At 57.9% G+C, this 12,856-nt stretch carries 9 protein-coding genes; 6 read left to right on the top strand and 3 right to left on the bottom strand.

The features are described 5' to 3' along the window. Positions 1–18: 18 nt before the first annotated feature. Complete coding sequence (locus tag GFS31_RS11115; RefSeq protein WP_198804895.1) at positions 19–1,707, bottom strand: hypothetical protein; 1,689 nt, start codon at positions 1,705–1,707, stop codon at positions 19–21. A gap of 468 nt (positions 1,708–2,175) precedes the next feature. Between GFS31_RS11115 and GFS31_RS11110 the strand changes: the two genes are divergently transcribed. The 5 genes from GFS31_RS11110 to sir all read left to right on the top strand — a co-directional run bounded on the left by GFS31_RS11110 (position 2,176) and on the right by sir (position 10,579). Continuing rightward, positions 2,176–2,946 carry a uracil-DNA glycosylase family protein gene (locus GFS31_RS11110; protein WP_198804894.1) on the top strand — a complete coding sequence of 257 codons (771 nt, stop codon included), beginning with the start codon at positions 2,176–2,178 and terminating at the stop codon, positions 2,944–2,946. A 245-nt stretch (positions 2,947–3,191) separates the two neighbouring features. Next, positions 3,192–3,749: a hypothetical protein gene (locus GFS31_RS11105; protein ID WP_198804893.1), complete on the top strand. Its 558-nt coding sequence runs from the start codon at positions 3,192–3,194 to the stop codon at positions 3,747–3,749. A gap of 161 nt (positions 3,750–3,910) precedes the next feature. Then, a complete protein-coding gene (locus tag GFS31_RS11100; RefSeq protein WP_198804892.1) occupies positions 3,911–6,247 on the top strand; it encodes a GAF domain-containing protein in 2,337 nt (778 codons plus the stop codon). Continuing rightward, positions 6,204–8,411 (top strand): EAL domain-containing protein, encoded by a 2,208-nt coding sequence (locus tag GFS31_RS11095; protein ID WP_198804891.1) that lies wholly within the window; start codon positions 6,204–6,206, stop codon positions 8,409–8,411. Before GFS31_RS11100 ends, GFS31_RS11095 begins: the two co-directional genes overlap by 44 nt. A gap of 227 nt (positions 8,412–8,638) precedes the next feature. After that, a complete protein-coding gene (gene sir / locus GFS31_RS11090) occupies positions 8,639–10,579 on the top strand; it encodes a sulfite reductase, ferredoxin dependent (RefSeq protein ID WP_198804890.1) in 1,941 nt (646 codons plus the stop codon). A gap of 264 nt (positions 10,580–10,843) precedes the next feature. On the opposite strand, the gene rpmA is transcribed toward sir, so the two are convergent. Next, positions 10,844–11,110 carry a 50S ribosomal protein L27 gene (gene rpmA, locus GFS31_RS11085; protein WP_198804889.1) on the bottom strand — a complete coding sequence of 89 codons (267 nt, stop codon included), beginning with the start codon at positions 11,108–11,110 and terminating at the stop codon, positions 10,844–10,846. A gap of 94 nt (positions 11,111–11,204) precedes the next feature. Further along, on the bottom strand, positions 11,205–11,552 hold the full coding sequence (gene rplU / locus GFS31_RS11080) for a 50S ribosomal protein L21 (protein ID WP_198804888.1): 348 nt from the start codon (positions 11,550–11,552) through the stop codon (positions 11,205–11,207). A gap of 375 nt (positions 11,553–11,927) precedes the next feature. Between rplU and GFS31_RS11075 the strand changes: the two genes are divergently transcribed. After that, entirely contained in the window at positions 11,928–12,806 is an 879-nt protein-coding gene (locus GFS31_RS11075; protein ID WP_198804887.1) for a DUF502 domain-containing protein, read from the top strand. The last annotated feature ends 50 nt before the right edge of the window (positions 12,807–12,856 follow it).

The raw sequence follows: 12,856 nt of genomic DNA, 5'->3' as shown, positions 1-12,856 counted from the left end.
CAAAAGATGGATTGTCGGCTATTGAAATTGATCGAGGATGGAAGATCGTCCGCGCTGACGGCGTTTGAGACGCCAGTTCAGCATGGAGGTTTCGTAGGTACGGTGAACCTGCGTGGCCATGGCGACGGCCACACTACCTAAACCCATCACCAGCAGCAGTAGGCTGGTTTGGCTCGGAAACGCAAGTTGGGTTCCGAGGAATAATACCCCTGCCCCCATCATGGCACCAATGATTGATCCCAGCGCGATGACGTAACCATCCATAAATAGACTCACTCGCCCCCGCCGCTCTTCCGGAATTAAACCCTGAAGATTTTTGCGGGCGGTCTCGTCAATGCCGTAGAGGGGGAGTTTGAGCAAGGCCACGCTGAGGGTAGCCCCGGCAAGACCCGCAATGCCTAGGGCGCTTGTCCCGGCCAGCACAGTGGCAATGGGAGCAACAATCCAAATCGACCGCAGCCCTAAGGCATTGACGAATCGCTCTACCACCCATACCTGAATGAGCAGATACGCCCCCTGCCGCAGCAGTGAGAACAGCCCAAAAAAGGTCTGAAACTCATTCAGATTGGGAAAGACGCTGTTAGCCGTTGCAAAGAAGTAGTACTCAACTAAAACGTCGCCAGCATAGAGCAAAATTAAGGATGCAATCAAAAACTTAAAGGCAGGCACATCCTGAATAAAACCAAAGCCTTCCCTCAGTACCTCCTGAACCTTGAGGGAAGTGGTGGCCGTTTTGCGAATCCAAGCAGGCTTAAAAAATACCTGTAGAATGAGGATAATGCCTAAATAAATGCCCACATTTCCTAGGAGAATGGCTTCGACATTGAGCCACCCAGGAAGCTGGGGCATGAGAGCTGCCATGCCGCTGCCAACAAGGCTTCCGGCAAAGGCCACCGCCGCCAAACGGGGAAACATCCGCCGCCCAACTGCTACATCAAAAATGTCGTTGGCTAATGTCCAGAAAACGACGGGGACAAAGACCATCTGCTGTTGAGCAATCAAAAACATTAGGGTGAAGGTGAGTCCGCTAGGAGCCCCAAGCTTCATAAATAGCCAGCACAGAGCAAAGAGGGCCGCCACGACAAAAGCTACTAGCTTGGCGAGGGTCAGTCGAAAGATGCGATCCACCAACAAAGACTGCAATGATGTGGCAATAATGAGCAGGACAGCATCCAAAATCCAAACCAAAAAAATGCTCTCAACGCCAACATTGTCCAGAAAATTACTAATAGAAACAACTTCCCCTAATCGCTGGGACAAGGTATTCAGAGAGAGCAGAATGGCCAGCCCAATCCAGGCAAGTTTGTAATCCTCCGCGTGAATGACCCTTGCGGCTTCTTGAGTTGTCTCATCTGCCTCATGACTTAGGGGGGAAATGTGTCGATACTTCCAGTGAAATTCTGAATACGAGAGAGAAGAGTTTTTCTTTTTGATCGGATTTTCAGGTTCATCGACCAGTGCGTCAGTAAGACTTTCTGAGGTGATTATTTCAGAACCTTCAAGGAGTTGTGAACGTCCCTGACTGGAGGAATTCGTAACCGTAACGACCTCGCGCCACAGGTAGCTTTCGCCCCACTGAGCCACTAGGGAAACCTCCCCGCCGTCCCCAGGCCAGTGGCGTTTCAGCCATACAATCCAAGGAGCAGCTTGGTTGATGGTGGCTAAATCGGGGCTGTAGAGAATCACTTGGATCGAATCGGTGTTCACTATTGACACCTGCACCTTGGGCACATCAATGGTTGACTGAAGTGACTGCGCCCAAAGGTCTATCATGCTGCGATTGCCAACGATGTTCCGTCAGCGGTTAGCATAGCCTCTCTAGACTGAGCGATGCAAGGCACAAGCTAGGGACTGGTTTGGTCTTTTGCTAGGCTGGAGGTCTGCCCTAAGATGAAAGACCTCAAGGGTTTAACATAGGCTTCTACCCTATCTCCATGGCCACAACTTGGTGTAAGAATTGTTGGGAAATCGTGTCATGTCATCACTTTTTTGATGGCGCAATGATAGGGAACTTTCAATTTTTTGGGCAGTCTGACATGATTCTTGCCCCTAGGTCGCGGCTCCGGCCATGCCTTTCCTAGCAGATAGGCCCAAGGTCTATCGAATGGACGAATAATCGCTTTACAATGGTTGACAAATTCCCGTTGCCTTTCCTTGTTGCATTGATTGAACCCCATGGCAGACGAGCAAATTAGTTTATTTTCCCTGGAAGATGTCACTGCGACCGCCGCCGCGAAGGAGTCTAGCCAGCCTACCTCTGCCAGCAACTCGCCTGCCAGTTCGTCTGTCAATTCATCTGCCAATTCGTCTGTTAACTATGACGCCATTCCCACCACGGCCTCAGTGGCCATTGCTCCTGGCACCTACGCCAGCCTAGAGGACTTAGCCACCCACTGCCATGCCTGCCAGCGCTGCGGCCTCGCCCCCACCCGCACCAACGTTGTGGTTAGCCGGGGCAGTGCCGATGCCCCCATCTTTATCATTGGCGAGGGGCCAGGGCAACAGGAGGACGAGCAAGGTAAACCCTTTGTGGGGCGGTCGGGGCAACTCTTGGAGCAAATCTTGGCCTCGGTGCGGCTGGATACGGAGCGGGATGTCTACGTCGGTAACATCGTGAAATGTCGGCCTCCCAACAACCGGGTGCCGACCACTGATGAGGTGGCTGCCTGCAAAGGGTATCTCCTAGAGCAAATTCGCCTCGTTGATCCCAAAATTATCCTGCTGACTGGGGCAACGGCGGTGAAGGGTATTTTGGGCCTCAAAGACGGCATCACCAAAATTCGGGGGCAGTGGTTTGAGTGGGACGGACGGCTTTGTATGCCGATTTTTCACCCGGCCTACCTGCTACGCAACCCCTCGCGTGAGAAGGGCAGCCCCAAATGGTTGATGTGGCAAGATATCCAGGCTGTTAAAGCGAAGTTGGCCGAACTCCAGCCGCCTGCCTAACCCTGCTCCCAGGAGCTTGAGTGATTCGCCCGCCCGCCCCCTACCCTTTCCTAGTCATGCCGAGACGGACTCAGGGCAAACCGTGACTTAGCCCGCCTTGATGGAGGTCAGGTAAGCCCTGTGCCGATTCTCAAAGCTTCCTGCGGGGCGCGTTGGCTACCCTTTAGGGATGGTATTGCAGAGGTATGGCTTAGATAGCTTTGGCCTAACATCTAGGCTCCCGTTCCCTAATTCCCGAATTCCCCATGCCAACCGCTGGTTCTACCTGGTTCACTCGCCTCAGCGCCCTAGCCCTAGGGGTGGGATTGCTCTCCGGCTGCGAGACCTACCCTGCCACAGGCAATACCATCACCACGGGCACCTACGAGGCCATGGCCACCGTCACCTATACCTGGCAGGTGGACTATGCCCGCAGCTTTGACCAGCGGCGCACCATCCGTCGAGAAACCTTTGAATCAACCAGCCTAGTAAACCGTAACCGGGTGCGTCCCGAAGGGGCAGTAACGGGGCCTGACGATGAGGGCCTCTGGTGGCCAGCCCTGCCGCCCCGCCCCACCGCCGACGAACTGGAGGAACGCCGACGGGAAGCCATCGAACAGCGCACCGACCCGATTCTCCAAAAAAACGTGGACTACGCCATTACCTTTGACTACGATGGCCAGCGCCGTACCCTGCCCACCAGCCGCAGTGTCTACCGCGAGGCCAGTCGTGCTTTTGCCGATCAACAGGCGCTGGAGCTGACCTTTGGCCCTGGCGATCAAAGCATTGGTGCGGCTCGCGCCATCGCCAATTTTGATCGGTGAAACGGTGGTCAAAATTGACCCCAGGGCCAAGATTAACTGGGTGATGAAGACAGCCTGGGGTTAGTGGTCATGCAGGGGAGAGTCTCGTTAGGTTGGGGGCTAACTTAGGTAATCTAGATTACATACAGAACCCTAATCCTCATGGTGGAGAGCAACGACAGATGAGCCAGTCCGAATTGGTCTGTCGGTTTCGGGCGGATGGCACGGTGGTTTATGTCAACGCGGCCTATGGTCAATACTTTGGCTGCGACCCCGCCAACCCCGAGTCCTTGGCCGATCCGCCCCATCTGAGCCAAAGCCTAGACGGCTGGCCAGACCTCAATGTCATGACGATTACAGCGGATCATGCTTCCCTCAACCACGAAACCCGTATTCAAACCCCCAGCGGCGATGTGCTTTGGCAGCAGTGGTACAACCACGGCCAGTTTGACCATCAGGGCCAACTGGCAGAAATCCAGGCGGTGGGGCGCGACATCACCCGCTATAAACGGGCAGAGCTGAGGCTTCAGCACCAAATTGAACGGGAGAAAGCCCTAGGGCGGTTGGTAGATCGGCTACGCCAAAGCTTTGACCTGCAAGATATCTTCACCATTGCTACCCAGGAACTCCAGCACCTATTGAACTGCGACCGGGCGTCGGTGTACCGCTTTGAGGAGGACTGGAGTGGTCATTTCGTGGCCGAGTCGGTGGCGGCGGGGTGGCTGTCGCTAGTGGGAGAGGGACGGCGCACGGTGTGGGCCGATACCTATCTGCAAGAACACCAGGGGGGACGCTACCAAAACCGGGAAACCTTCGCCGTTGACGACATTTACCTGAGTGGCCATACCCCTTGCCACATCGACATTTTGGAACAGTTCCAGGTGCGGGCCTACGCCATTGTGCCGATTTTTCAGCAGGAGCGGCTGTGGGGATTGCTGAGCGTCTACCAAAATGCTGGCCCGCGTCGCTGGCTGCCTGACGACATCGCCCTCATGACCCAGGTGGCCCACCATTTGGGGTTGGCCCTCTACCAAATTACCCTGCTGGATCAGGCCCAGCAGGCGAAGGACTCGGCGGAGCGGGCGAACCGGGCCAAGAGCGACTTCCTCGCCCACATGAGCCACGAACTGCGGACGCCGCTGAACGCCATTCTGGGCTATGCCCAACTCCTGCGCCGCGACCGCCGCTTGCCCAACGATACCCAAGATCACCTATCTACCATTGCCCACAGCGGCGAATACCTCCTCAGCCTGATCAACGACATCCTCAGTCTGGCCAAAATTGAGGCGGGCCAAATGAGTCTGATTACCAGCGCCTTCAGCCTGCCAGACCTGGTGCAGCAGTTGATCGACATGCTGCTGCCCCGCGCCAACGCCCAGGGCATCAGGCTTACCTTTCAGATCGAGGATGGCTTACCCCCCTACCTGCGCAGTGATTCTGGCAAGCTCCAGCAAATTTTGCTGAATCTGCTGGATAACGCCCTAAAATTTACCCCGGCGGGCACCGTCTCCCTCGTCGTCACCTGGGCCGATGCCACGGCCTGTCCGCCACTGCTGCGCTTTTGCGTCACCGATAGCGGCCCCGGTATTGCCGCCGATCAGATTCCAGGCCTGTTTCAGCCTTTCTCCCAAACCGATACAGGCCGCACCCGCCAGGATGGTACAGGGCTGGGGCTGGCCCTCAGTCGTCGCTTTGCCCACCTGTTAGGGGGCGATCTTACCCTGGCCGAATCTGGCCCCCAGGGCAGCACCTTCTACCTCGATCTGCCCGTGGTCGCGGTCAACCAAGTGGAACTCAAGCCCCGTACCCTGGTGGATCAGGTGGTGGCCCTCGCCCCCGATCAACCCGTGCCGCGTGTGCTGATTGCCGATGACAATGAAACCAACCAGCGATTGATGATGGTGCTGCTGGGCAGCCTCGGCTTTGTGGTGAAGGGGGCAGGGGATGGCCAGGAGGCCGTGGCCCAGTGGCAGCAATGGCGGCCCGACCTGGTTGTGATGGATCTGCGAATGCCCCGCATGGACGGCTACCAAGCCAGCCAGACCATTCGATCCATGGCAGGGGAGGCCCAGCCTGTGATCTTCGCCCTCAGTGCCAGTGCCTTTGACGAAGAGGAATCCGTGGCCTTGGCCAGCGGCTGCGACCGCTTCCTCCGCAAGCCCCTGCGGGAGAACGACCTGCTGGAGGCTATCCAACAACATCTTGGGGTACGCTATCTCTATGCCGATCCAACGCCCTCTACGGATCCCGGCCCTTCAGCTTCGCTGCTTCCAGGATCCCCCAACCTAGACTGCACGGGTCTGCCCGCCGACTGGGTAGCGGAGTTGTACAAAGCCGCAATGGTAGCCAATAGCCAAGCCCTCTATGCCTTGCTGGAGGCGTTGCCCCACGACCGTCAGCCCTTGGCTCTGACCCTACGCCGCTGGGTAGAAGATTTTCGTTGTGACAAAATTGTCGAATGGGTAGAGCAAGGGCGTGACGCAGCCGGAAGAGAATCCGATCATCCTGATTGTGGATGACACCACAGAGAACTTGCGAGTGCTGTCTGCGGCGCTGGCCAACCAAGGCTATGACGTGCGCGGGGTGGTAAATGGTGCGATGGCCCTGCGGGCAGCCCAGGCCGAGCCCCCAGACCTGGTATTGCTGGATATTCGGATGCCGGGGCTGGATGGCTACGAGGTCTGTCGGCAACTGAAGGCCCACCCCACTACCCAGGAGGTGCCTGTGATTTTCCTCAGCGCCCTAGGAGATTCCATCGACAAGGTACAAGCCTTTGGGGTCGGGGGCGTAGACTACATTACCAAGCCCTTCCAGCTAGATGAGGTGCTGGTGCGGGTCAAAAATCAGTTGGCGCTTCAATCGGCCCAGCGCACCATTCGGCAGATGAATCAAACCCTAGAGCAGCAGGTGCAGGCACGTACCGCCGAATTAGCGGAGGCTAACCGCATCCTCAGCCAGGAGGTGGAGGAACGCAAGCGCATTGAGAAAGACCTGCGAGACTCGGAGCTGCGCTATCGCCTAGTGGCGGACAACATCAGCGATTTGGTGGGTCTCCACGACCGTCAGGGGCGCTTTATCTACGTTAGTCCTTCCTGTTTGGGGCTGTTGGGTCATACCGCCGACCAACTGCTGGGCCAAGTGTTCTATGACCTAGTCCATCCCGACGACCGGGAGCGGGTGCGGTTGCAGATTGAGGCGTTGCGCCCCCCCCAAACCATGGCCCAGATCGTCTACCGGGCCGTGCGGGCCTCCGGCGACGACCTCTGGCTCGAAACCCTGGCCAAGCCCATCCTCAACGAACGGGGTCGCCTGGTGCAGGTACAAACGGTCTCGCGGGACGTGACGGAGCGAGTGCGGGTGGAGGCCCAACTGCGGCACCAAGCCCTCTACGATGACCTCACCCAACTGCCGAATCGCACCCTGTTTATGGAGCGGGTAGACTACGCCCTGCACCAGGGCAAAGCGCCCCGATCCTTTGCGGTGCTGTTTATCGACATTGATCGCTTCAAGCTCATCAACGATAGCCTGGGCCACGGTGCCGGAGATCACCTCCTGCGCTCTGTGGTAAACACCCTGAGCCAATACCTGCGCCCCTTTGACACCCTAGCCCGCTGGGGCGGCGATGAATTTGCCCTGCTGCTGCCCGACCTCGACGACATCACTAGCGCTATTGATATGGCCACCGCCATCCAAACTGGCTTAGCCCATCCCATCTCCCTCGAAGATCAGTCGGTGGTCATCAGTGCCAGCATTGGCATTGTTTGGTCAGCAGGCTATTACCGCAGCGGCAGCGAAATTTTGCGCGATGCCGACACCGCCATGTACCGGGCCAAAAGCCGAGGTCGTGCCTGCTACGAGGTCTTTGACCCAGAAATGCACCAGGAAATGCTGCATCGCCTCACCCTAGAGCATGACCTGCGGCAGGCCATTGAAACCGATCAGCTTCAGGTGTATTACCAGCCCCAGGTAGACTTAGCTACCGGACGATGGCTGGGGGTAGAAGCCCTAGCCCGCTGGCCCCACCCCGAACGAGGCATGATTAGCCCCCAGATATTTATCCCCATCGCCGAGGAGGCTGGACTCATCCAGGCCGTGGGCGAATGGATGCTGTGGGCCACCTGTCACCAGTTGCAGCGCTGGCATCGCCAGTTTCCCGACCGCGCCCTCTACGCTAGCGTGAACGTGGCCAGCCAGCAGCTCCAGCGGGCCGACTTTCTCGACACCCTCGACCAAGTGCTGGCCGGAACCTCCCTCGACCCTGCCCTCCTACACCTCGAAATTACCGAACGCGCCCTCATCGACGACACCGCCCACACCGCCCAAGTGCTAGCCAGCCTCCGCCAACGGCAAATCCAAATCAGCCTCGACGACTTTGGCACAGGCTACTCCTCCCTCAGCTACCTGCACCGCTTTCCGGTAGATGTTCTGAAAATTGATCAGTCCTTTGTCGGCAAAATGCAGCCCGATGCGCCCCAACCCGAAGCCCTAGGCATCATTCGCGCCATCCTCAACCTGGCCCAGGGCATGGGAATGCAGGTCGTAGCCGAAGGCGTAGAAACCGACTACCAGCGCCAGCAGCTCCTTCACATGGGCTGCCCTGTTGGTCAGGGATACTACTTTGCCCGTCCTCTCCCCGCCGAAGCCATCACCCACCGCCTGAACCAGTTGCCCACCGCCCCCTAACCGAGAACCTGCCGCCCCACCCCATCCCCGGCCCTGTCCTGAACGGTGTACCGTGAATTTATGTGGGACAGGGATCGGATTGGGTGGATCCAGTGTTACCATACGAAAGAATTCACCCCAATCCCGACCGACTTACCGGGGTATAGGTTTCTTGGTCAACGGGCCTGTCCATGGGTGGATGCTCCTTACCCCGACGCCTTCTCTTTAACGGTTCACCTGCTGCTGCCATGGTTCAGACTCCTCTCAAACCCGCCCAATCCGGCCCCAACCCCGCTTCGGCCAAGCGCTCCAAGGTTGAAGACATCAAGGAAAACAGCAACTTCCTGCGCGAGCCCCTGGCCAGCGAACTGTTGACGGATACCAGCTTTTTCTCGGAATCAGCGATCCAGATCCTGAAATTCCACGGTTCCTACCAGCAGGACAACCGCGACACCCGCACCAAGGGCCAGGAGAAGGATTATCAGATGATGCTCCGCACCCGCAATCCGGGGGGGTATATTGCGCCGGAGCTATACCTGACGCTGGATCGACTCTCCGACGAGTATGGGAACCACACCCTGCGGGCCACCACGCGCCAGGGCATTCAGCTCCATGGGGTGCTGAAAAAGAATCTGAAGGCCACCATCGCGGCGATTGTGAAAAACCTTGGCTCGACCCTAGGGGCCTGCGGCGACCTGAACCGGAACGTGATGGCTCCTCCGGCCCCTTTCAAGAATCGGCCTGAGTACCAGATTGCCCAAGACTACGCCAACCACATCGCCGACCTGCTGCGGCCCCAAACCGAGGCCTACTACGAAATTTGGCTGGATGGGGAGAAGTTCCTCAGTTCCGAGGAGCACCCGGAGGTGGTGGAAGCCCGCCAGCGCAACGTCAACAACACCCTCTTCCCCGACAGCCCAGAGCCGATCTACGGCACCCACTACATGCCCCGCAAGTTTAAGTGCGCGGTGACGGTGCCGGGGGACAACTCCATCGATGCCTACACCCACGATGTCACCCTGGTGGTAATCACCGACAAGGCGGGCAAGCTGAAGGGCTTTAACGTCCTGGCTGGCGGTGGTCTGGGCCGCACCCACAATAAGGAAGAAACCTTTGCCCGGGTGGCCGACGAAATTGGCTATGTGGATAAGGACGACGTGTTCGACCTGATGAAGGCCATCGTGGCCACCCAGCGGGATTACGGCGACCGCGTCAACCGTCGCCATTCCCGCATGAAGTACCTGATCCACGATTGGGGGGTGGAGCGCTTCCGGCAGCAGGTGGAAACCTACCTGGGTAAGCCCCTCAAGCCCTTCAAAAAGCTGCCCAAGTGGACGTTCTACGATTACCTGGGCTGGTACGAACAGGGCGACGGTAACTGGTTTGTGGGCGTGCCCATCGAAAATGGCCGCATCCTCGACCGTGACGGCCTTCAGCTCAAAACCGCCCTGCGGGAGATTGTGCAGAAATTCAACCTGCCCATGTTGGTAACGCCCAACCAAAGCGTTCTGTTCTACGACATCAAACCCGAAGATAAGGACGCCGTCCAGGCCATCCTCACCCGCTGCGGCATTCAAAAAGAAACCGATCTGGATCCCCTGGTGCGCTACGCCATGGCCTGCCCCGCCCTGCCCCTCTGCGGTTTGGCGATTACGGAATCCGAGCGGATTATGCCCACGAACCTGGGCCGGATTCGCGCCCTGTTGACCAAGGTGGGCCTCCCCGACGAGCACTTTGTGGTGCGGATGACCGGATGCCCCAACGGCTGTGCCCGTCCCTACATGGCGGAACTGGGTTTTGTGGGCAGTGCGCCAGAATCCTACCAGCTCTGGCTGGGCGGATCGCCTGACCAAACTCGGCTGGCCCGTCCCTACATGGAACGGCTGCACGATAATGACCTAGAGACCACCCTAGAGCCGCTGTTTGTGTTCTTCCGCGATGGCCGCAAAAAGGGCGAAAGCTTTGGGGATTTCTGCGACCGGGTGGGGTTTGAAGCCCTGCGCCAGTTCGCCGACGCCTACGATCCCCTGCGCTATACCCCCAGCCACACCAAGGAAGGTCGCCACCGCCTGAGCGTGTCCCACGACTTCTTCCTCACCCTCCAGGCCACGGCGGATAAGGAGGGCCGATCCATGGGCCAAGTGGTTGCCGATGCCCTAGCGCTCTACCTTCAGCAAACGGCGGAATAATCTCCGGTAGTGCTCAATCCCGGTGGCGTACCCTCGATCTAAAAGCTGACCCCGCTCAGGCTGGGCTTGTTGTTAGCATCGCCTCCTCAATGGGGAAAACCTTAACTGATATAGGGGGAGGGCTATGGGGATTGAGTATCAGACTCCAATCGTTCAGGGCTCTCTAGGAACCCTGAACGTCCTTAGTATGAGGGATGAACCCACAGTAAAAGCCCCCCTAACATTGTCAGGGGGGCTTTTGACTAGACTGAGTTGACGCCGAGCCTAAGCTGAAGCAGCAACGGGGTAGACGCTGACTTTTTTACCCGCTTTGCCGCGACGCTCGAAGGTGACAACGCCATCAACGAGGGCGAACAGGGTATCGTCTCTGCCGCGTCCCACGTTTTCGCCGGGGTGAACTTTGGTGCCGCGCTGACGAATCAGGATGTTGCCTGCCCGCACGGTTTCGCCGCCGTAGCGCTTGACGCCAAGGCGTTTGGCGTTTGAGTCGCGCCCGTTTCTTGTACTACCTGTACCTTTCTTACTTGCCATGGTTTTCCCTAACCCTACGTAATGTTACTTTAGCTCACTGCGGCTGGGCATCGTGGCCGAGGGCCGCTTGGCTTTAGTGGACTGATCCTAGCGATTACTCAGCGGCGCTGCTGGCAATGGTTTTACCGTTCACTTGGATGGAGTTGATCATCAGGCGGGTGAGTTCCTGACGGTGGCCTTGCTTTTTGCGGGTTTTCTTTTTGGGCTTCATTTTGTAAACGATGACCTTGCGACCGCGCAGGTGGCTCACCACCGTTCCCGTCACCGTTGCACCTGCCACGAGAGGTTGCCCCACCAGGGATTCGCCGTCGTTATCAACGAACAGCACTTGATCCAGGGTGACTTCTCCTTCGGCTTCCACGGGCAAACGCTCAATATCGTAGAAGCGACCGGGCTCTACCCGAAGCTGCTTGCCACCCGTTGCCACAATTGCGTATGTCATAGCTATCCTCATAACCGCCGTACAGGTGCCAATCGTGCGCTACACGGAGTAGCTGTCGGGCTTGGGAACCTGATCCGGGCGAATAAACACAGTCTTTCATTATCCAGATCGTTCATCCTTTTTGTCAAGCTATTTTTGCGCAAGCCCCGGCCCACGGGCGGGGATCTGGGGAGTCACCGTCTGGAATGCGTAACCGCACGGCTTCCAATCAGGATAGGGGGATTTCAGATCGGTCGCTGGGTTGGGTTCAACCGCTGGCTTTGCGCGCCTGGGACACCACTGCTTACAATACGAACAGTTATCCCTAGACGGGTCTACCTGGGGCCGTTTCGTCTCAGCCATACCCAACCACCCTAGATCGTCTTCTGTGAGACTATGGATCTTGAGAGTTCTCCAACCCTCAGCGCCGCTGCCCATTCCGGTTCCGAACGCCACGAGTTGCCTGTGCTGCAAAAGCTCAAACAAGACCTCAAAAATGACCTGATTGCGGGGCTGCTGGTGATCATTCCCCTGGCCACCACCATCTGGCTCACCATCACCATTGCCAACTGGGTCATTCGGCTCCTGACCCGTTTTCCCAAGCAGTTAGCACCCTTTGACGGGCTTCACCCTCTCCTGGTTGACCTCATTAATCTCAGTATTGGGTTAGCGGTGCCCCTGTCGGCCATTTTGCTGATTGGCCTGATGGCCCGCAACATTGCCGGACGCTGGCTGCTAGATTTGGGTGAGCGGACGGTGCAGTCTATCCCGCTGGCGGGGTCGGTCTACAAAACCCTGCAACAGCTTTTGCAGACGGTGTTTCAGGATTCTAAAACCCGGTTTCGGCGGGTGGTGCTGGTGGAATACCCCCGCAAGGGCATTTGGGCCATCGCCTTTGTGACGGGGGCCATGAGTGCGGCCACAGCCACCACCCCCAAAATGCTGAGCGTGTTTGTGCCCACTACCCCCAACCCCACCAGCGGCTGGTACGCGGTGGTACCCGAAACCGATGTGATCAACCTTGCCATTTCCATCGAAGATGCCTTCAAGGTGTTGCTGTCGGGGGGCATTGTTGGCCCTAACCTGGCGGCGGCGGTGCCCCCAGAGCGCATTGCCACCCTGGCGATGCCCACCCTAGCCCCAGACGACTTAGCCCCAGCGCCCCTTTCCCTAGGCCAGGTCGGGTCAGCAGTGGCCGATACCGACCAGCAGCTTTCCGTTTTCCCCCTGGCCGAACCGCAACTCTCTAGCGTGCCCCTAGACGAAGATTGCTAAGATAGCAAAGCTTCACTCAGTCCTAGGGGATAGCTGGCGTTGGGCCTCTG

The sequence above is a fragment of the Leptolyngbya sp. BL0902 genome (assembly GCF_016403105.1).
GTDB lineage: Bacteria > Cyanobacteriota > Cyanobacteriia > Phormidesmidales > Phormidesmidaceae > Nodosilinea.
Note: the sequence above shows the minus strand (reverse complement) of the source record. Positions and strands in the feature narration are given on the sequence as shown.